Here is a 21,069-nt window from a genome sequence, read left to right on the forward strand (position 1 = left end):
CAACGCAAACATTCAATGTGTTTGCGAAGCGTGTTACAAGTCAGCACTTCTGCGATGCGCTGCCCATATATCGCAATGCTCTTCAACATCCCGCTTCAGTGGGTCACTTGATTGATGAACACAAAGCCAAAAACGCTTTTATGTCATCATAATTATTTCTTTTCAGAAATCGTGTCCGATGTATTTATCAACATGGTGGAGTGCAAAGCGTCTGCCAACTGCGAGAAAAGTTCAGAAGAAAATCAAAGAGAAAGTCGCTATCTATTTAATAGATATAGAAAAATTAAAAGTAGGGAGATGCGCTTTGCGAATGCCGAAGCTGCTGAAGCTTGGGTAAAATTTAAAAAGTAAACATAGTGGTATGGGAAACTGTCTCTAAAAAACAACAGTTATCCCTTTGGCTAACTCATCAGATAAATTTACATCAAAGTCATTAGACTCCATCTTCAGTATCGAAATTTTTAAGTTGTTGTAAATTAATGTAAATATAATAAATAAACGCGCTTTTTTAGTGTTGGAACAGCTTTTGCTGAAGTACTTGTGTGTTATCCAGCATTCACTTTTGCCAACAGGCACGGAATTCGGTTTTTTTCGCGATACCAGTGAATAAGGAAAGGAATAGAGCGCCTTTCTTGAATGGTTTCAATGAATACTTTTTCTCATCATCGCTTTTAAAGCAGCAGATACTCTGTTGCTCGCTATGTATAGCTAAGCGATAACGCTAAGAGATTGATGGCCATCTGGATAACCATTGTTTTCATAAGGAGAGGACAAATGGCTAAGCCAGTTTCAATTTTCGGAAAAGATTTACAAACTAATGCGTTCCAGCACCGAAAGCTGTCGCGCATTCTTTTAGCAATGACAAGCGTTATTGCCCTATTTGCATTTCAACAAGCAGGCGCTGTCGAGGTTAATGATACCAATCAGCCTCTAAAAGCATCACCCGTTCTTCAATCTATTATTGATGCTGCTCGCAAATCAGCAACAGAAAGCTATGAACAAGACGATCACGGACTAAACAGCAAATTAAAAGAGATTGATTACACCACTTATCGTTCTATTCGTTTTAAGCCTGAGCAAAGTCTTTGGCACGGTGAGAACGACTACGAACTTCAGTTTTTTCATCCAGGTTTTCTATACGAATACCCCGTTACCATTCACACTATTGGCGAAAGCAACAAGCCTGAACGTTTAGCGTTTAACAGCGACATGTTCAACTATGACGGGACTGCGTCGGGATTAGCTGGGTTAACGGATGAAAAGTCAGGGTTTGCTGGATTTCGCGTTCACTATCCTATCAAGAACGAAGAGTACAAAGATGAATTTGCTGTATTCCTGGGTGCATCATATTTTCGTTTGGTAGGTAAAAATCAAGTTTATGGTATTTCAGCACGCGGTTTGGCAATTGATACCGCGTTAGCAAAAGGTGAAGAGTTCCCTCACTTCACAGAGTTCTGGGTTATCGAGCCTGGTGAAGGCAAACCAATTACTATTTATGCTCGCCTAGAAAGCCCTTCGGTGGCTGGCGCTTATAAGTTCGTTATCCAGCCTGATATTGATACCAGCGTAAAAGTGGAAAGCTGGTTATTTGCTCGCGACGACGTGAATAAGCTAGGTATTGCGCCATTTACCAGTATGTTTTTGTATGGCGAGAACACAGAAAAGCGTCATGACGATTATCGCCCAGAAGTGCACGACAGTGATGGTGTGCTAATGGTAACTCATGCGGGTGAAGAGATTTGGCGTCCGCTGACTAACCCAGCACGCCTTCAAGTAACGTCACTTAGCGATACAAATCCCAAAGGCTTTGGCATGCTTCAACGCGACGGCGAGTGGGGTAACTACCTTGATGCTGAGGCCAACTATCATATTCGTCCTGGGCTATGGGTTACCCCAGAAGCCGGCTTTGAGAAAGGTCGATTGGAGGTCGTGGAAATTCCAACTAAGTCTGAAATCCATGACAATATCGTGGCTTTCTGGACACCTGAAAAGCCATTCAAATCCGGTGAGTCCCTGTACTTCTCTTACGACCTTAAGACGGTAGAGCAAAACCCTTTTGTAAGCGAATTAGCGTCTGTTGTGCGTACCCGTCAGGGAAAGGCCGTGTTACCAGGCGATGAATTTAAAGATGATAGCTTGAACACTACCCGCCAGTTCAATGTGGACTTCAGTGCTCCTTCTGCCATTTCTTTTGACAATGAAACTATGAAGCTTGTTGTGCAGGGCACCAACGGAACGATTTCCCAACAGCGCCTTTATCCTGTAGCCGACGGACAAGAGTGGCGTGCTTCCTTTTTTGTTAAGCCGAAAGAAAAGCAAACGGTAGATATGCGCGCTTACATTGAAAAAGACGGTAAACGTGTAAGTGAGGTTTGGAATTATGTCTACCAGCCAAAATAATCGTCCTCAAACATCAGTATCGAACGAGGCTAAAGCCGTGCCTCAGGTTAAACGTGACAGCACTGCACGTGCTTCACACTTCATCTTAAAAGGAGAGCATATGCGTTTGTTTATCATGGCAATGCTAGTGATTCCAAGCACGGCATTGGCCGGTTGGAGCTTATACGAGATATTTTTACCGAACGGCCTTACGAATTTAGAAATTGCGCAGTTAGGCTTGGGTTTGACCCTATTCGCTTGGCTGTGCATGGCGTTTTGGACGGGTATCATTGGTTTCTTTTTACAGCTTTTCAATATAGATCCACTGAGTTTACGCAGAAACCTAGTAAAGCCCGATGCTTCGTCGCCGTTAAAGCAAAAACACGCTGTAGTCATGCCGGTTTATAACGAAGATACCCGCCGTATTATGGTGGGGTTCGAAGCCTGTATTCGCGAGTTGATGGAAAGCGAAAACAGTTCGAATTTCGATTTCTATATGCTCAGCGACACCCGTGATATGGAAAAAGCGGATGCTGAACTACGCGCTTTTACTCGATTGAAAAAGCGTTTGGGTGCATTCTCTAGCCAAGTATTTTACCGCCGTCGCGAGCAAAACCTCCACAGAAAAGTGGGTAACCTCAAGGAGTTTTGTGAACGCTGGGGGGCAAATTACGAGTCGATGATTGTATTAGATGCCGACAGCGTAATGACCAAAGAGCGTATGCAGGACCTGGCCCGCCGTATTGAGCAAAACCCTGATACGGCCTTAGTGCAGACTATTCCTATGCCAGTGCGTCAAAACACCTTCTTTGGTCGCTTCGTGCAGTTTGCCGCTCATCTTTACAGCCCAATGTTGGCAACAGGTTTATCGTTTTGGCAGACAGACAGTGCGAATTATTGGGGGCACAATGCCATTATTCGGATTGCCCCTTTCATGCAGCATTGCGGACTTCCCACTCTTGAAGGTCGTGCACCTTTTGGTGGCGAAATACTGAGCCACGACTTTGTCGAAGCAGCGCTACTGCGCCGTGCAGGTTGGCAGGCTTATTTGCTTACCGACACTACGGGTAGCTATGAAGAAGTGCCAAGTAACATTGTTGACTACGCCATTCGCGACCGCCGTTGGGTGCAGGGCAACATACAGCATTTAGGGCTTTTGAAGGTAAAAGGTCTCAAAATGGCAAACCGCCTTCATTTCCTATTTGGTGCGTTTGCGTACATTTCTTCACTAATACTGTTTGGTATGTTGGCGCTAGGTACCGCAGATGCATTAATTCGCGCAACGTCGGTGCCAGAGTTCTTCGTATCTGAGTATCAGCTTTTCCCCAGTTGGCAGGTAGCCCGTCAGGACATGATGATGGTAACCATGTGGGGTACCGCCGCCTTACTATTCTTACCTAAGCTTTTAGGTATTTCCTTGGCTTTAATGAAACGTCGTGAAGAGTTTGGTGGGGCGTGGTCTTTACTAAAAGGCGCGGCAATTGAATTAGCCATGGCTGTACTAATTGCGCCGCTGATGATGTTCTACCACAGCTATTTTGTGATCAGTGTTTTTATCGGTCACTCAGTTAAATGGGAAGCACAAGAGCGTGAAGGTCGCAAAGTACCCTGGACCGTTGCAATCAAACACACGCAGATTATGAGCTGCTTAGCGGTAGCGTGGGGCGTCACTACCTTTTATTTCACCCCGTCGTTATTTATGTGGTTATTACCTGTATTGGTAGGCATGGTATTAGCGGCACCGGTTATTCGCCTTACAAGCAGTGATAAGTTCGGCTTGGCGATGCGCAAGTGGGGAGTGTTTGTTATCGATCAGGAAGTGAATGAGTGTAAAGCTCTTAAGCGTTTACGTGTCGCTATGGGATATTTCACTGTCTCTCAATATAAGGCAGAAGTACCTGCGCTCCCCGATAACGCGTGGCAGAGCATGCCAGAGCAAGTGCTTAGTGAAAAACCGCTGCCTATGCGTTATAGACTTCCTAACAGGCTACATCAGTCTTAGAGAGAAGCTCTTTAAACCAAAAAAACCGCACATTTTCGTGCGGTTTTTTAATGCTTCTTATTTTCTTACCATCGCCTAGCTCTTATCAATAGACGCTAGCAATAGCAGTATTCTATTGCGTAAAGGTAACAGAAAACGTCACCGGGACTGTCGTCGTTATACTCTTTAGCCCTGCAATTTTTTGTAGCGCAGCTACGCCTTCAGCAAGCCCAAAAGACTCTGCTTTAATAAGCGTAGGAGCAGTAGTCGATACAGTTAGCGTATCCTCGTCTACTCTACTCGCCTTAACAGAAAATGACGTAGGAACGGCTTTCCCGTGCAACATCAACATACCGTCTACTTTACCGTTAACGACTTGACCCGCTTTCAGGTTTGTCATCGACTCAGGTAACTTGGCTTCAAACGTTGCTTGTGCAAATTCGCTCACGTTGAACAGCATCTCTTGCATTCGCTTGTTGCGAATATCAATGGCTGTATTTACTGACGATAAGTCCACCGCCACGTTAAGTTTGCCACTGTCAGACAGCGTACCATCAAAGCTATCAAACTTATGTACTTCAGTGACTTGTGCATTCTTAGTTGATAAGAAGTGTAGTGCACTTGTCTCGCCGTCTATTGACCAGTCGGCTGCGGCAGGAAGTGCTAGCCCACATGCGAGCAGTGCTGCAGATAACGTGCGAATACGTGTAGTCATCATAGGTTACTCCTTTTACTTTTTGGTTCCATCTGGCTTGATTTAACCAATACCAGAGTAATGTGGCCCAGCATCATTACTACGCTATTATACGTAGGTTTATTGCACTGCGCTAAAGAAATAATACGCGCTAGTGCTGATGTGGGTTTACGAAGTCATCATACTGGACTACGTCTTGCCATGGCACCCTTTGATCGCCCATTACCACAAAATCTGGGTTCTCTAGCGAATGACGCTGATTGTAGGTAAGTGGCTCGAAGTTGGCCGCTGCTATACTCCCGCCAGCTTCAGAAACAATGCATTGAGATGCGCCCGTGTCCCATTCACCAGTAATACCTATGCGCATGAAAACGTCAGCTTTTCCTTCGGCAATAAAGCAGGCTTTTAGTGAACAGCTTCCCAAGGGAAGAGTGTGATAAACGCGCTTAGCGCACATCCTGCTAAGCACTTTTTCTCTTGACTGGCGACGGCTTATTGCAATCATCACCACACTGTTTTTAGGATCGTCTAGCTTGCGTACGCTAATGGGATGATCGCCATCAGGTGAAGACTTGAATGCCCCTTTCCCCTTTTGCGCATAATACAACGATTGCCCAGGAGGCCAGAAGATAACGCCTATGGTAGGTTCATTGTTCTCAATTAGGGCAATGTTAACCGCAAAGTCACCACTTCTAGCGATGAACTCTTGAGTGCCGTCGATGGGATCGATTAGCCAGTATCTGGGCCAATGCTTTCGCTCTTCTAAACTTGCGTGTTTGTTTTCTTCTGAGAGGATAGGGATATCAGGCGTCGCGGCTTGCAAGCGTTTGTTGATGATATCATTTGCCAAATAATCTGCGCTGGTAACGGGAGACTCATCGTCTTTTTGATAAGCGTCAAATTCCCCTTTATCATACACGTCTAATACGGCTTCACCGGCTTCGATGGCAATTTCTTTCGCAAGTTCTAGTAGGTCGGCATGGGCGTCATCGGGCATTGTTTATTGTTCCTTAAACCACTTTTGAGCTAAAAACAGCGCGGCTATGCAGCGTGCTTCAACAAAGTCTTCTCGTGCAAGTAAAGCATCTGCTTCATCTAAAGGCCAGTGAATCACCTCAAGAGGCTCGGGTTCGTCGCCTTCAAGTTGCTTAGGATACAAGTCGCGAGCCAAAACAATGGTCATATTGGCGTTAAAGAAAGTGGGCGCCATGCTGACCTTATGAAGCTCAACAAGATCATTGGCCGCGAAGCCAGCCTCTTCTTGTAGTTCGCGATTAGCCGCTTCAATGGCAGTTTCACCAGGGTCTATTAAACCTTTAGGGAAGCCTAGTTGATACGAATGAGTGCCGGCAGCATATTCGCGAATTAACACCATGGTGTTTTCATCAAGCATGGGCACTATCATTACCGCGCCCCTATTTCCACCAGCCATCCGCTCGAACTCACGGGTGGCGCCGTTTGAAAACTCAAGGTCTAAGCGCTCTACCCTAAAGAGTTTGCTTTGCGCAACGATTTCACGAGAATGAATTTGTGGTAACGGTTTGTTCGGATCAATTTTTGGCATGTCTATCGCTACAACTTTGTTATCATACTTGTATACAATTTCTTAGCTTACTTCATTATAAGGAAAATCGCTTGCCCTTTCTGCCCTGGAATGAAATAGAAACTGTACTGCTAGATATGGACGGTACCCTGTTAGACCTTCATTACGACAACCAGTTCTGGCTACATCATTTGCCTAAACGATTGGCGGAAATAAGGGGAATATCAGAGGCGCAGAGTCAACGTGAAATGACTGCGCGATATGAGTCAGTATTCGGGCAAATTCAATGGTACTGCTTAGACTACTGGGCTGAAACTCTTGCAATGGACTTAGAAAATGAGCTTATGCCGCTGAAGCGAGAGTTGGCGCACTTGTTAGCCCTTCGCGACGATACTATTCCTTTCCTTGATGCGCTTCATGACTCAGGCAGGCAGGTGGTATTGGTGACCAACGCCCACCCAAACAGTTTGGCGCTTAAGGTAGAACATACTCAGCTCGACGCACATATCGACAACCTCATCTCTACCCATGAGTTCGGCGTAACCAAAGAGTCTCAGTTGCTATGGGAAAGATTACAGGCACGGGTAAAGTTCGATGCCCATCGCACTTTATTTGTCGATGACTCACTGCCAATTCTAAATGCGGCAAAGACATACGGTATTAAACATTTACTTGCTGTCGATAACCCCGACAGCACCTTGCCAAATCGCAATATTAGTGAGTTTCCAGCGGTGCGCGATTACCGTTTAATGCTAGAAGACATAAAGCAGAATTCAGTTGATACTGCTTTGAAAAAACGTTTTTAAAGGATGAAAGCAAATGGTTTCTGACACAATTTATGTAGGGTCGCTTAATCCGGTAAAAATAAATGCTGCGCTGAACACACTCTCTGACACGCTAGAGCACGACTTTGACGCCCAAGGTATGGCTGTGCCAAGCGGCGTACCCGACCAGCCAATGAATGAGGACGAAACGCGCTTAGGCGCCATTAATCGCGTGAAGGCCATGCTCGCTCATCATCAAGGTGGACTCACAGACTCTTGGTATGTGGCAATTGAAGGGGGGGTGGATGTTTTTGAAGATGGCCCTGCTACATTTGCCTATGTGGCGATTTACCACGAAGGTCACTGGTCGGTAACACGAAGTGCGAGTTTGCCTTTGCCTGTAAGCGTGTATCAAGCATTACAGCGTGGCGAAGAGCTAGGGCCGGTTATGGACAAGCTTTTCGATACCGTTAATATAAAACAAAAAGGCGGTGCTATAGGGTTACTGACTTTAAATCACGCTTCGCGTCAAAGTGTTTACGAAGTGGCGCTGACCCTTGCTATGGCGAAGTTTCATTTTCCTGACTTATATACTGACTAAGTTGAGACAGTCTTTGGTGCGCAGCGAAGCACTTCATTCCGTTATTTCAACAGAGTGCCACAAGAGCGTTTTCGCTTAGGAAATTGAATAAGACGATCGCAACGCTCGCCCTGAAATCTTTACTGCGATAGGTAATCTTTTCTAATTCTAGTTGTACTCTCAGACTCCATTCTTGCTATGGAGTTGCTATATGTGACTGAATATATTGCTAAAAAAAGTTTTTTGCAATTTGGCTTTCTAGTTGCACCTTCTCTTAAACAAACGGATTAAGGAGAGTGACAATGAGTGAGACAGTTAATACCTACAACCCTGCTACTGGTGAAAAGATTGATCATTATCATTTGATGTCAGCTGAGGACGCCGAGCAAGCGGTAACCCGCTCACAAGAAGCGTATTTGAACTGGCGTCGTACATCATTTGAAACCCGCGCAGATTTATTCAATAACCTTGCGGATTTAATGGAAGAGCGCATTGACGATCTTGCTAGCCTCATGACTCGTGAAATGGGAAAAGTGACCGCACAAGGTAAGCAAGAGGTGCAGCTTTGCGCTGAAATATGCCGCTACACGGCCGAGCATGGCGCTTCAATTCTTGAAGACGAGCATCGCATTTTCGAGGGTGGCCGTGCCATCATTACTTATCAACCTATCGGCGTTATTCTGGGCATTCAGCCTTGGAATTTTCCTCTTTACCAGGTTATCCGCTACAGCGTATCGAATATTATGGCGGGTAATACTACAGTGCTGAAGCACGCAAAAAACGTGTTTGGTATGGCACAAGCTATCCAGCAAATGTATGAAGACGCTGGTTTTCCAAAAAATGTGTATCAGTCTCTACTTATTGATGGCGGTACGGCCAGTGATTTAATTAAACACAAATATGTGCGTGGCGTCACCTTTACAGGAAGCGACGAAGTAGGTAAGCAAGTTGCGAAAGAGGCTGCGAGTTTATCGAAGAAAACCGTGATGGAGCTTGGCAGTAATGACGCCTTTTTGGTGTTAGAAGATGCCGATATCGATCACGCCGTAGAGATGTGTATTCAAGGGCGCGTTATTAATAACGGCGAAACCTGCGTAGCCGCTAAACGCTTTGTTATTGTCGACAGCGTTTATGAAGAATTTAGAGATAAGTTCGTGGCGCAGTGTAAGAAGCTTAAAGTGGGAGACCCAACGAATGAAAATACCGACCTTGGCCCCATGGCAAGAGAAGACTTACGGGATGAACTGCACGACCAAGTGAAAAAATCGATCGAAAACGGCGCTACGCTATCTCTCGGTGGAGAAGTTCCAGATTCTGATGGTTACTTCTATCCAGTAACTGTCCTTGAGAATGTATCGCCTGGCATGCCTGCCTACGACGATGAGTTATTTGGTCCTGTCGCATCATTAATCCGGGCCCGTGACGACAAGCAGGCAATGGAAGTCGCAAACGACTCACGCTATGGTTTAGGCGGCGGCATTTTTAGTACAGATACTGATAAAGCTATTGCACTGGCGAAAGATGAATTCGACACTGGTATGGTGAACATTAACGGTTATTCACTAGCACAGCCAAACCTGCCTTTTGGTGGTGTAAAAGATAGTGGTTACGGCCGTGAACACGGTGGTTATGGTATGCGCGAATTTGTGAATATCAAAACCATTATGGTAGCTGAAAGTGCTGCTGAGTAATTACTAGATATTTATCATCATTGTATTGAAACGGGCACGTGCGACGTGCCCGTTTTTTTATATCTTCGTTTTACTATCAACACGCTCTTTGACGCGTTTCAGTTTCCCTGAATATTTTTACGCCACCGTTCGGTCTTTTATCTTGATATGAAGGTATAAAAATATAAGTAATGGTTTAGGATGACGGCGATGAAAGTCTTACACAGGCAGTTAAGTATTATAAGCAAGGGCACAGTGCAAAAGGTGCACACAAAGGAACAAGGTAAACTGCGCTCTGCGTGGGTGAGTTTGCTTTCAACGACGTCTATTTTCTTGTTCTTGGCAATAGCGCCAGCCTCATCGGCGCCTTTTATGCAAACATCGTCTCCATCATTTCCTCAACCGTCGATTTCAGAAGAAAGTGCTGGTGAGAGTAAGGCATTTATGGGCTGCCAGAACGTGTCTGTTCAGGTGCTAGGTTCAGGGGGGCCGGAATTGGATGACGGAAGAACGTCGAGCGCCTATTTGGTCTGGGTTGATAACAAAGCACGTGTTTTGGTAGATGCTGGCAGCGGCAGCAGTGTTCAGTTTGGCGCAGCCGGTGCGTCATTTGAATCCCTTGATGTGATTTTGCTTTCTCACTTACATACTGACCACAGTGCCGATTTGCCGAGTTTCGTAAAAGGTGGTTATTTCACTAACCGCGAGAAAAATTTATGGGTAATAGGGCCTAATGGTAATGACGCCATGCCCTCGACCAACGCTTATCTCTCATCGCTAATTGGCGAGGAGGGCGCATTTAAATATCTGTCTTCTTACACTATCGATGGCCAAGACGACTACACCATATCGGCAAAAAGCGTTGGAGACGCCACATTAGAGAAACCTTTTGAATATGATGTGAATAGTGTCATTAGTGTTGAAGCGATGTCGGTGAATCACGGGCCGATCCTCACACTCGCGTGGAAAGTTAAGGCTAACGGATGTGTAGCGGTATTTTCTGGTGATACTAATGATGAACAGGGAAACCTTGCTCGCTTCGCTAAAAACGCTGACCTTTTAGTACTGCACAACGCAATTGACGATAACGCGGGGCGCGTCGCGAAGAATCTGCATATGACACCGACACAAATAATCGATATCGCCGCGCAATCTAAAGCAAAACGCATTTTGCTATCTCATATTATGAAACGCAGCGAGCCGGGGCTAGATGCGCTTACGGAGGCTATTACGGTTGTGGCTGAGGGGCGTGTTTATGCTGCGCAAGAATTGATGAATATCATGCTTTTTGATGAGAGCTAGGTACGGTTTTAAGTGGAAACGTAAGACTGGTCAGTCTATGTCAAGAGGGGAGTTAGCAGGGTTGAACGTGGTAAAGGTGAAGTAATGAAAAAATGCAGAGCATTAGGCTCTGCATTTTTAATTCTGACTGGGTATTGTCAGCATTTGCCGCTAATAGCGCCTAATGTTAACTGTACTTTGCTGGCGCTTTTTTAGTTACTTCTAAACATCTTATTGGGGCGCAAAAGGCAATGGAATAGGCGTACCATTTACACTGGCTTTGCCGTCTTTAAGCTCTAATTTTGCCTCATAACCTTGCTCGGTTTCTTTTATCAAGCCCTGCTGAGCAAAAGTGTTTAATATCATCGGTGTTTGCTGCTCTACTGCGGCTTCAAGTTCTTCTGCCGTCATGTTTTGCGCCTGCGGTGTTGCCATTAATTGCCCCATCATGTAACCAGACGCAACGCTTTGCGCAAAGGCTTTGTCGGCCGTTATCTGTGCATCGGCCAGCAAATGGGTTACCCAGTAAGCCACATCTTCCATTGTGCCCGGCAGCGCATCAATGCCAACTAGCTTAGTGTTCGCGTGTGCATTAAATGAACCCTCGGGCAATGTTGCTTTAAGCTTCGTTATGTTAAGTTCAGGCTCTGCTTTTAGCTGGGTAAGCAGGTTCGCCTCAATAAATTCCATCATCTTGGCCGGCACTTCTTCTGAAGGGATCATCAGAGATGTATTGCTAAAGTCTTGATAAGCCTTAATGAAGTCTACGTCTAAGTTGTTTATGGCGACGCCTAAAACCATATCAGAAGCCTCTAACTCGGGCCCTGCCACCTTCTCAATGGCGTACTCCACGTAAACATTCGCGGTATTGCTGTCTTCATCAATTTCAGTGTCTGTCATTAGCGCAATATTGTCTAGCTGTACTGTTTCTCGCGCTTCAAGACCGGTAATTTCCATAGTTTCGATAAGTGCTTTAACTTTCGATTCAAACAGTTCGCCTTTAAACGCCTCTACCATGCTGCCATCGTAAGTTACATCCATAGAGAGGTTAGACATCTTTATCGACACGGCATCAGCGTTTATGCTAAGTGATTCACCCGATGAGGTATAAAGGGTCTGGTCGCCCTCGGGAATAGCTTTACCGGCATAACCTGAGAAAAGCATCGTAAAACCTTCTTCCTCGTTGGTTGCGCTAAGGGCCGGAATTACGTCTTCGTAGCTTAAATTGCCAAGTAGGCCAACAACGCCTTCATTGCTATAGATTGGCTGTTGACCGTCCCATTGAACGTATTCTCTTAGTTCATCCCCATCAATAAATACTGTGTAGTGAACGCGACCTACTCCTACACCGTCACCGAAGTAAACAGGGCCATGATGAGCAACCAGCTTAGCAGTTATGTTAGGGTTTTCTTCTAGTGGCGTTTCAGATTGGTCGACATTTTGCGCATTCAAAAGCGCTTTGAAATCGATAGCGAGTTTGACTTCTGCTTTCGTTGAGAACCAGTCTTTGTCGTACGAAAGGATTTCGGCTGAATACACAGCCTGTTCGTTAATTTCGTTTACTGCAGCGTTAACATTTTCTTGAACGCTAGTACCAATAAAATAAGGGGCAACGCCAAGTGCAATCAAAGTAACACCAGCGCCAGCTAAAAGAGGTTTGTTCATTGTACAATCCTTTGTTTAGAAATAATCCAATTATATTAGGTCTAGGCCGCGATAGGCTCTCGGCCTAGACGAGTTAGGTTCGAGGAATCTGAAACCCAATGTAGCCGCTATTATCAGGCGTACCAAACAAGCGTGCAGCCTGGTGGACTTCTTGCGGTAAGCTGCTATCCGGTTTGAATTTACCACTTACACGAATATTTTTCATCGTAGTAGGAATAACCGCATCCATAGATAAGCTTAGTAAGTTTGGCTCGCTTACTAGTATACCTATGTTATCGCCCTCACAACGCAGCTTCGCCGAGTAAGTGCCAAAATCGATAGGGCCTTGGGTACCAGCAACCGTTGCGTTTAGCCAATCGCCCGTGCCGTCTAATGATTGGCACATTGGGCCGAACGTTAACTCATTCAGCGACACTTTAAAGCGGCCGCCTGCGTTCACCGGTAGCGGTAGGCGCACCTGTGCAAGCACTCTATCTACAGGCAGGTACAGCGTAAAGTTCTCGGTATTAATTGTATCTTGGCTGAAAATCCCGGTAGTGATAGGGCCTTCAAAGGCAATGTCATTTTTATCGCGAATATTTCCTGCTTTTAGGTCTAATTTAATGTTCCCAATCAACATGTGTAACGGGCTTAACTCCCACTTTACGTTATTGATAGGCAAGCCATTAACCACCACCATTTGAGCCTTTCCTGAAAACAGAGTGCCGCTAACACCGCTAACGGCTACATTGTTAGGTAATGTAATGCGGCCAACAACGTGAATTGCAGGCATGTAGGCAATGGCAAACAATAAAAAGGCAATAACGCCGCCTATGATCCAACTAACTTTCGACTTCATGCTTTACCTAATTGTAATCGGCGAATTTTGATATAGCCCGGTGCATCGGCTTCGGCTATGTCTGCTTGAAGAATGACTACCCCCATGTTTTCCATGGCTTTTAGCCAGTCTAACACATTGTTAAATGGCGCTTGATCAACCCATACTTGAAGCTCGTCGCCCTGTGGCTGCATCCGAGATATAGCAATATCGTGCTGGGCAGTAGTGCGGTTTACCGCTTGCGGCAAAGAACCAGAAAATGCACGCTTTCCACCGCTGCTGCGGCGTAATTGCTGCGCTCTTGCTGCACTGTCTTTCACCCAAACCAACAGTGATTGCTGATTGTCGAGAAGTTGCTTTTGCTTGTCCAACGCAGAATTAAGCGGCGACCAAACGGCGAAATAAAACAAGGCAATTACCAAAAGTACAGCTGATATGAGAACCAGCTTTTGCTCCCGCTCAGTAAGCGCTTTGTACTTTTCTAAAAATGCGTTCATAGGGTACTCCTTACTGACACTGTCCCCACAACACCGTTGTCTCTGTTATTAATAGCGCCTTGTTCTACAACAAAGCCTGCGCTTTCTGCCGTGCGTTTAAACTGCTCTAGCGCTTCGAAGTTCTTACCCTGCGCCTGAATGCGAATTTCAGTTCGGGTGGCGTCAAAGCGCAATGTTTGAGGCTTAACGTCGGTGGCTGAAAAAGCCGGAGCGAGCTGATCTAGCATAATAAGCATGGAAGCACTGCCTCCGCCTTGTTCTAGCTTAGCCAGTTCACTTTGTAGCTTTAACCGCACGTTACGATAAGTACCAATATTGGGGAAGCCAGTTTTCACCGCGCTACTTATTTCACTGCTAAGCGCTTGATTTTGCGCCTTTAGTTGATAAAGAGTAACGCCTTTATCTACTAAACTGGTACACAGTGCGAGTACAGCGAGTGCAGCGGCTACACGCCACTGACTTAGCACACCGCTGCGTTTACGTTTTATCTTGTACTCACCCTGGCACAAGTTAAAGCTGCTTTGTATGGCTTCCTTGGCCAAAACTTGCATAGGCAGTTCAAGTGGTGCTTGTGCTTCTTCAATATTCGGCAGACTGCTTAAATCGATACCTGCGTAGTTTGTGATTGTCACAGGTGCTGCTTGCTGCGCGGTGAAGTGCACTAGAGTAGGAAGCAACCAAGTTTGTTCGCCTTGAACTCCTTTGAATTCATCTTGGCGCACCAGTAGCTGTTCACCTAAGGTTAATACCGACCAGCCGTTTTCCGTTACCGGCACTGCAAGTACATCAGGAATAATGGTGTCGCAAAATAACCCTGCTTCGCTCAGCCAAGACTGCCACAGTTGCATTTTTTCATGGCTAACTACAGCAACGGCCTGCTCATCGCCTCGCTTAGGACCGATCGCAAAAAACTGCTGGCTAATGTCAGTGGCAAGCTCGTCTTCTAGCATAAACGGGATGGCAGAAATGATCTTGCGGCCAGCTTTAGGCGGCAGCTCAACCCATTTGAGTAAAATTTCGCTGCTAGGTGCTAAGGCAATAACACTTCGTTGTCCCGCGCGTTCAGTAAGCGACGATAAGGCGTCGGCATTAGGCAGCTCGCCTGACGCAATAATTTCATCTTCTGTTCGCGAATAAACGAGCCAGCTAATTGGATCTGTATGGTTGGCGCCTAAACGCACCAAAAGTTGTTCCATCAATAGGTTCCCCCAAACTCGCGATTCACAATACTAACACCGGTATCGGCATTAACGTGAAACACGGTGGAAAGCTTAAAAGTTGCTTTGTTGTACTGTGTTTTTGTGTGCAACATAAAATATTCAGTTTTTACCGCAAACCAATCTTGTCGAGTGCTTGTTAAATTAAGCGCTTGAATAGAGGGCTCGCTTAAAAAATCATTGATTTCGTCCCAGCCGTTTTGCGGGCGACTGCCAATCAAACTTGTGGCCTGCTGAATGTCTAAGCCCGTCAGGCCTGCAAGTAAGGGTGCATCTTCTTCTTCTAATGTGTTGACGTTAATTTTCAACTCATTGTAATCCGGGATCACGCAAACTAATGGCAGTAATGCGTCTAACCATTGTGGTGATACACCGTTAATAATACGCAATTCACTTTTTGATGCCAGTGGTCCGTTAGCCGCAAGGTAAGGAAACTCTCTGGACTCGTATTCGCTGTCTTCTGCACCGTAAGGACGCATCCTGTCATCTTCGTCGACCCAGTCAGCTAGACTGTCGCGTAAGGTATCTGCGGTGTAGTTGTCTAGTCCGTCAACGCTAAGTGATAGTAACATAGTGTGAAAAGCGTCCATGGCTTCCGTGGTGTTACTCGTCCCACTGCTGGCAGTACCGCTGTTACTGCCTGTGCCTGCTGTACTGCCAGACGTAATCGCGTTTAAATTAAAACACGCCTGCAAATCGTCTAAGTTAGCGGTTAAACCACCGTTTTCTAAAGGATAGCTGAATTCTTGTGCCCAAGGCTGATCTATAGAAATCACATTCGGGCTTTCGTCTATCAAAGACTGGATAGACTTACGCGCAAAGGCCTCGGCTCCCATGGCGTACCAGTAGGCTTGATTGTTGTCTTTTAAGTTCATCGTACGCTGCACCTGAAGCTGCAAGCGTGTACCCATTTCTGTGGCTAATACCGCAACCAAGGCTACTATCATCAGCACAATCATCAGTGCCACACCTTTTTGTTTGGCCGGTGGGCTAGACAGTTGAGGCGCACCTTTCACAATCTCAGGGTGCTCATGGTTTTTTAAACGACGCGTTCTAATTTTTGACATTACGACGATCCACCCGTGGTTAAGGTGAATTCCCTACGAATGTTGCCGAAGTCTTTACTGACAAACTCAATGGCTACCGCGCGCGGCAGTGCTGTACCTTTGTAGCTCTCGCTCCACGACAGGTCTTCGTCTTCATCTAACGAACCGCTGTTAGCGGTGGCAAGAAATTCAATTTTCAAGCTTTCTACATCCTCTAACAGCACACGGACTTTGGGCTCGTAGCCGATGACGTTATCCACATAGTTGCTGTAAAGGCGCTCCAGTTTGTTTTCTCTAAGTCTATAGGCGACAAACTGTAAGGTACTTCGTGGCAACATTAACTGAGGGTTGTGCCACCCTCCACGTACAAAACCAATGCCGTCATCGTCACTGTCGTCGGTTTCACCGCCTGACATCACAACATCTTGCTTTTCGCCGTTAACCCTTGCTGCACGAGGCACGGCTTGCTGAAGGTCTCGCTCAATCGTGATCATGGCACGCTGCAATAATTGAAGTTTTGCAAAACGCTCTTCTGAAATATCATTGCTGTCGATAACTGTGGTAAGTAGACCTGTTGATGCAAGCCCAATTAGGGTGAATATGGCCATAGCAATCAGTATTTCGATAAGCGTGAATCCGCGCTGCATGCTAATTTCCCGCCGTCGGTTTAGCAACGAAAGTGGTAACCGATGTCACTGAGCTTTCGTAGCTTTCGTCTTCACCCACCGAAACGGTTACCGATCGCAAGTCGTTATCGTTGGTTTTTGTCACCGTTTGCTGCCAGTACCACGTGCGATCGGCCATCTCCATCGTGCCTTTTAAATTATTTTTTGGCGGCCAAGTGGTATCAAGCTGAAGCTGGTTAAGGCGATTGCTCGCTACCCAGTTGGCAAAAGTGACAGACTCGATTTGGCCAACGCTTGATAGGTGCTCACCCGCGGCTTTGAGTACTGCTGTGCCGGTGAGTGCGAAAATAAGCAAGGCCACCATCACCTCCAAAAGGGTCAAGCCTTTTTGTTGGCTTAGCACGGTAGGAGCGACCTTTATTGTCGATGTGGTAATAGTAGACCCGCTCATAGTGGCCTCTCCAGAGGCCCTTCAAGCACTAAAGGCGGAAGATCTTGGTTTTGCAGGCTGTAATAGACGGGGTTGTCACCGTCATCACCTTCGTAATTAAACGACAGGGTAAAAGGCGTAATTTCGCCACTCGACATTATAAGCACTTGAGGCGGAGGCAGCTTTTTCTCTTCTTCGTTACCTATTTCAACCCCTTCATCAGAAATACTTAAATTCTCGTCGAATAGCTCCCTGTCAAAGAGCCTGTCTTCAACGTCCCATGGTAAGTCGTCTAGATTTAAGGTGAAGGTAAAAGGCTCGGGTAACGTGTAGGGCTCGTAGGTTTTTTCCCCTTCAATACGCTGCCACTCATCATCGTCGTCTAAGTAAACGAAGTAGTATTCGTTTTTGTCGGCTTCAAAACGTACACCCAGCTGTTGTTGATTTAATACCGCGAAGTCGCTGGCCATATCAATAATGACCTGTAAGCGTTGGGCTTGGGTTTTTAATAGGTCTGACTTACTTGCGCCGAAGGCGTTAAACATAACGTAACCCGCCGCCAAGCCCATAAGCAGCAGTACTAGCATGACTTCTAATAAGGTAAAGCCTGCTTTACAAGCCGATGTACTGCCGCGGTAGCGCATATAGGTTAGTTCAAGTATTCGTTGATGTTCCAGTTACCGATGTCATCATCAGTACCCGGCTCACCGTCTGGGCCATTAGAGAAGATATCCACCACGCCAAGCTCTCCCGGGCTAATTAGCGCATATGGGTTGCCCCATGGGTCTTCAGGTAGACGCTTAATAAAGCCGCCTTCTGGATAGTTGCGTGGGATTGGGTCGATAGTCGGCGCTGTCACTAGCGCGTCCAGACCTTGTTCAGTAGTTGGGAAGCGGTTGTTACGCAACTTGTACATCTCAAGCGCACTTTCCATTTGCTGGATGTCTACCGCGGCCTTTTTAAGCTGCGCTTCCTCTTGATTACCCAAAATTTGTGGTGCAACCATCGAGGCCATAATACCTATGATTAGAAGTACGACCATGACTTCAATCAAACTGAAACCAGAACTGCGATTAAGTGTTTTCATTAAATATTCACCATGTTGTTCAATGCTAAAATTGGTTGCAATATTGCCATAACGATAAACAGGACAATGCCTGCCATCGATACAATAAGTAAGGGTTCAAATACCTTAAGTGAGACACCAATAAGCGCTTCAAATTCCCTATCTTGATTATCTGCGGCGCGAGCTAGCATTTGCTGTAGCTCTCCCGACTTTTCACCTGACGCAATCATATGCATCATCATTGGTGGAAACATTTTTGTGTTATCTAGTGCTGCCCGCAGGCTGCTGCCTTCTTTAACGTTAATGGCAGCATCTGCCACTTGATTTTTAATATGCTGGTTTTCCAGTACATCGCCTGAAATACGCATAGCTTCAAGTAGCGGCACTGCGCTGGCACTTAATATACTTAAGGTACGTGCAAAACGGGCGGTGTTAAGCCCGCGAGACACCCTGCCTATCAATGGAAGGGTTAACAGCGCTTTGTGATAGCGTAGCTTCATGTGCTTTTGCTGCAGCACGCGCTGAATAATAACGATAAGCACGCCAATACCAACAAGCATAAACACGCCGTAATTTTGCAGCCATGTGCTTACAGATATTAGGAATTGGGTGATGCCCGGCAGGTCTTGCCCCATGTGGTCAAACTGGCCAACAATTTTTGGCACTACCACGGTTAACAGCAGCAATACGATACCCATTGCAAAAAACAGCATTAACGACGGATAAATCATCGCTTGTGTAATTTGGCTGCGGGTCTGTTGTCTGCGCTCTGTGTAGTCGGCAAGGCGATTCAGCACGGTATCAAGATGGCCTGATTTTTCCCCAGCTGCGACCATAGCACGATACAGCTCATCAAAAACGCTGGGAAACTGCGCAAGCGCATCAGCTAGTCCATGACCTTCTACCACTTTGCTGCGTACTGCCATCATCATATTCTTCTGACGAGGCTTTTCGCACTGTTCTGCGACGGCAAGTAGCGCTTCTTCTACAGGCAGAGCTGATTCAACAAGAGTAGCAAGCTGGCGTGTAAGCAGCGCTAAATCTGACGCTGAAATACGAGGTTTAAATAAAGAAAATGATAGGCCTTTGCCTTCATTTTGTGCGCGCTCTGCTACCTGCTCTACTTCTAAGGGAATTAAACCTTTTTCGCGCAGCTGTTGGCGAACCTGACGTGCATTATCGCCTTCAAGTACACCATTTGTATTCTTTCCGCGGGCATTAACCGCTTTATAAGCGAATGCCGCCATTTAGTCTTCCCTCGTTACTCGAAGCACTTCTTCAAGAGAGGTTTCACCCGCTAAAACCTTGCTGCAGCCATCTTCACGGATGCTTGGAGTAGAGGTTCTGATATAACGCTCAATCGCTTGTTCACCTACACCTTCGTGCATCATTTCACGTACTTTTTCATCAACTAGCAACAGCTCGTGAATACCGGTACGACCGCGATAGCCCGTTTGGTTGCACGCCGCGCAGCCATGGGGTTTGTAGATGGTGGTGTCGCTCGTCGCGCCCTGACCTAGCACTTCAAGTTCAGAAGCGTCTGGCGTATGGGGCTTTTTGCAATCTGAACACAGGGTACGCACAAGTCGCTGTGACAGTACGGCCAATAAACTCGAAGACAGCAGGAATGGCTCAATACCCATATCTTCTAAACGAGTAATAGCACCTGCTGCAGTATTGGTGTGCAGAGTAGACAATACCAAGTGACCGGTTAAACTAGCTTGAACGGCAATTTGCGCGGTTTCGATATCTCGAATCTCACCCACCATTACTACATCGGGGTCTTGACGCAAAATAGCGCGAAGGCCTCTAGCAAAAGTCATGTCTACACGGGGGTTAACCTGTGTTTGTCCAATGCCAGGAAGATCAAATTCGATAGGATCTTCAACGGTTAAGATGTTTCTGTCTCGCGAGTTTATTTCGGTTAGCCCTGCATATAGGGTGGTACTTTTACCAGAGCCCGTTGGGCCGGTAACCAAAATAATGCCGTGAGGCTTTCTGATAAGAGACGAAAAATGGTTTCGGTTTTGAAGCGTCATACCTAAATCTTCTAGATTTAAGCGCGCATTGTTCTTATCAAGTAGACGTAGCACCACACGCTCGCCATGACTCGATGGCATGGTCGAAACACGTACGTCTACCGCTCGCCCCGCAATGCGCAATGTGATGCGCCCATCCTGTGGTACGCGTTTCTCAGCAATGTCTAATTTCGCCATAACTTTAATACGCGATACCAACATTGAAGACAGTTTGCGGTTGGGGCGCAAGATTTCACGAAGTACACCGTCTACGCGAAAGCGAACAACAAGCTGGTTTTCGAAGGTTTCGATGTGAATATCCGACGCACCTTCTTTAATCGCTTCGCCCAACATAGCGTTGATAAGCTTAATAATAGGCGCATCGTCTTCGCTGTCTAACAGGTCTTCAGTGTCCGGCAAGTCTTCAGCAAGGGCGAACAAATCACTTTCGTTGCCAAGATCTTCCATTAACTGTTTAGCCGCCGAGCTATCTCGCTGGAACGCGCTGGTCAGCAGGCTTTCAAATTCGTCAGCGGGTATGGTTCTGGGTACAAAGGGCTCACCGTAGAAGCGACGTACTTCGGCAAACACATCAAACGGCGTATTTTCTGTAAAATACAAAACAGCCGGCGTTTCATTGGTTTCAAGCAACACCTGATTACGCTTTGCAAAGCTAAAAGAAAGCTGTCTTGGACCGGCTTCTTCTTCAGGCAAACCGGCGTCTTCACCCATAGCTTCCAAGGCTTCTTCTTGCGCCTCTAGAGCTTGGGTAATTTGTTCGTCCTGCCCTGCCAT

Annotated in this window: 21 protein-coding genes; 7 read left to right on the forward strand and 14 right to left on the reverse strand. The window is 46.2% G+C overall.

Going from position 1 to position 21,069, the window contains the following annotated elements; genetic code table 11:
- The first annotated feature begins 114 nt into the window (after positions 1-114).
- From ACXAGV_RS04120 to mdoH, 3 genes are all read left to right on the forward strand, one after another.
- Entirely contained in the window at positions 115-351 is a 237-nt protein-coding gene (locus tag ACXAGV_RS04120) for a hypothetical protein (RefSeq protein WP_474872133.1), read from the forward strand.
- A gap of 423 nt (positions 352-774) precedes the next feature.
- Positions 775-2,400, forward strand: a complete 1,626-nt coding sequence (locus ACXAGV_RS04125) for a glucan biosynthesis protein G (protein ID WP_474872135.1) — start codon at positions 775-777, stop codon at positions 2,398-2,400.
- The gene (gene mdoH / locus ACXAGV_RS04130; RefSeq protein ID WP_474872136.1) at positions 2,381-4,381 is read left to right on the forward strand and encodes a glucans biosynthesis glucosyltransferase MdoH; all 2,001 of its coding nucleotides are present in this window, start codon (positions 2,381-2,383) and stop codon (positions 4,379-4,381) included. The genes ACXAGV_RS04125 and mdoH overlap by 20 nt, the downstream gene beginning before the upstream one ends.
- Before the next feature lie 112 nt (positions 4,382-4,493).
- On the opposite strand, the gene ACXAGV_RS04135 is transcribed toward mdoH, so the two are convergent.
- From ACXAGV_RS04135 to nudE, 3 genes are all read right to left on the reverse strand, one after another.
- Positions 4,494-5,078, reverse strand: a complete 585-nt coding sequence (locus tag ACXAGV_RS04135; protein WP_474872137.1) for a YceI family protein — start codon at positions 5,076-5,078, stop codon at positions 4,494-4,496.
- 127 nt (positions 5,079-5,205) lie between these two features.
- Positions 5,206-6,051 carry a 3'(2'),5'-bisphosphate nucleotidase CysQ gene (gene cysQ, locus ACXAGV_RS04140; RefSeq protein WP_474872139.1) on the reverse strand — a complete coding sequence of 282 codons (846 nt, stop codon included), beginning with the start codon at positions 6,049-6,051 and terminating at the stop codon, positions 5,206-5,208.
- 3 nt (positions 6,052-6,054) lie between these two features.
- Positions 6,055-6,618 carry an ADP compounds hydrolase NudE gene (nudE, locus tag ACXAGV_RS04145; protein ID WP_014951322.1) on the reverse strand — a complete coding sequence of 188 codons (564 nt, stop codon included), beginning with the start codon at positions 6,616-6,618 and terminating at the stop codon, positions 6,055-6,057.
- 71 nt (positions 6,619-6,689) lie between these two features.
- Between nudE and yrfG the strand changes: the two genes are divergently transcribed.
- From yrfG to ACXAGV_RS04165, 4 genes are all read left to right on the forward strand, one after another.
- Positions 6,690-7,403: a GMP/IMP nucleotidase gene (yrfG, locus tag ACXAGV_RS04150; RefSeq protein WP_474872141.1), complete on the forward strand. Its 714-nt coding sequence runs from the start codon at positions 6,690-6,692 to the stop codon at positions 7,401-7,403.
- A 13-nt stretch (positions 7,404-7,416) separates the two neighbouring features.
- On the forward strand, positions 7,417-7,962 hold the full coding sequence (yjjX, locus tag ACXAGV_RS04155; RefSeq protein WP_474829075.1) for an inosine/xanthosine triphosphatase: 546 nt from the start codon (positions 7,417-7,419) through the stop codon (positions 7,960-7,962).
- Between the two features lie 281 nt (positions 7,963-8,243).
- Entirely contained in the window at positions 8,244-9,632 is a 1,389-nt protein-coding gene (locus ACXAGV_RS04160; protein ID WP_474872143.1) for an NAD-dependent succinate-semialdehyde dehydrogenase, read from the forward strand.
- 189 nt (positions 9,633-9,821) lie between these two features.
- Positions 9,822-10,913, forward strand: a complete 1,092-nt coding sequence (locus ACXAGV_RS04165; protein WP_474872145.1) for an MBL fold metallo-hydrolase — start codon at positions 9,822-9,824, stop codon at positions 10,911-10,913.
- A gap of 210 nt (positions 10,914-11,123) precedes the next feature.
- Here ACXAGV_RS04165 and ACXAGV_RS04170 read toward each other — a convergent pair whose 3' ends face one another.
- The 11 genes from ACXAGV_RS04170 to gspE form a co-directional block, all read right to left on the reverse strand.
- Complete coding sequence (locus tag ACXAGV_RS04170) at positions 11,124-12,557, reverse strand: YdgA family protein (protein WP_474872147.1); 1,434 nt, start codon at positions 12,555-12,557, stop codon at positions 11,124-11,126.
- 73 nt (positions 12,558-12,630) lie between these two features.
- Positions 12,631-13,395 carry a type II secretion system protein N gene (locus ACXAGV_RS04175; RefSeq protein ID WP_474872149.1) on the reverse strand — a complete coding sequence of 255 codons (765 nt, stop codon included), beginning with the start codon at positions 13,393-13,395 and terminating at the stop codon, positions 12,631-12,633.
- Positions 13,392-13,871: a type II secretion system protein GspM gene (gene gspM, locus ACXAGV_RS04180; RefSeq protein WP_474872151.1), complete on the reverse strand. Its 480-nt coding sequence runs from the start codon at positions 13,869-13,871 to the stop codon at positions 13,392-13,394. The genes ACXAGV_RS04175 and gspM overlap by 4 nt, the downstream gene beginning before the upstream one ends.
- Positions 13,868-15,067, reverse strand: coding sequence for a type II secretion system protein GspL (gene gspL, locus ACXAGV_RS04185; protein WP_474872153.1), 1,200 nt, complete (start codon positions 15,065-15,067; stop codon positions 13,868-13,870). Before gspL ends, gspM begins: the two co-directional genes overlap by 4 nt.
- Entirely contained in the window at positions 15,067-16,155 is a 1,089-nt protein-coding gene (gene gspK, locus ACXAGV_RS04190; protein WP_474872155.1) for a type II secretion system minor pseudopilin GspK, read from the reverse strand. The genes gspL and gspK overlap by 1 nt, the downstream gene beginning before the upstream one ends.
- Positions 16,155-16,781: a type II secretion system minor pseudopilin GspJ gene (gspJ, locus tag ACXAGV_RS04195; RefSeq protein WP_474872157.1), complete on the reverse strand. Its 627-nt coding sequence runs from the start codon at positions 16,779-16,781 to the stop codon at positions 16,155-16,157. The genes gspK and gspJ overlap by 1 nt, the downstream gene beginning before the upstream one ends.
- Position 16,782: 1 nt before the next feature.
- Positions 16,783-17,211: a type II secretion system minor pseudopilin GspI gene (gene gspI, locus ACXAGV_RS04200; RefSeq protein ID WP_474872159.1), complete on the reverse strand. Its 429-nt coding sequence runs from the start codon at positions 17,209-17,211 to the stop codon at positions 16,783-16,785.
- Positions 17,208-17,834 (reverse strand): type II secretion system minor pseudopilin GspH, encoded by a 627-nt coding sequence (gene gspH, locus ACXAGV_RS04205; protein WP_474872161.1) that lies wholly within the window; start codon positions 17,832-17,834, stop codon positions 17,208-17,210. The genes gspI and gspH overlap by 4 nt, the downstream gene beginning before the upstream one ends.
- A gap of 5 nt (positions 17,835-17,839) precedes the next feature.
- Positions 17,840-18,277 (reverse strand): type II secretion system major pseudopilin GspG, encoded by a 438-nt coding sequence (gene gspG / locus ACXAGV_RS04210; protein ID WP_012520130.1) that lies wholly within the window; start codon positions 18,275-18,277, stop codon positions 17,840-17,842.
- Complete coding sequence (gene gspF, locus ACXAGV_RS04215) at positions 18,277-19,503, reverse strand: type II secretion system inner membrane protein GspF (protein ID WP_474872163.1); 1,227 nt, start codon at positions 19,501-19,503, stop codon at positions 18,277-18,279. The genes gspG and gspF overlap by 1 nt, the downstream gene beginning before the upstream one ends.
- Positions 19,504-21,069, reverse strand: coding sequence for a type II secretion system ATPase GspE (gspE, locus tag ACXAGV_RS04220; protein ID WP_474872165.1), 1,566 nt, complete (start codon positions 21,067-21,069; stop codon positions 19,504-19,506).

The sequence above is a fragment of the Alteromonas sp. ABH4_453 genome (assembly GCF_056160665.1).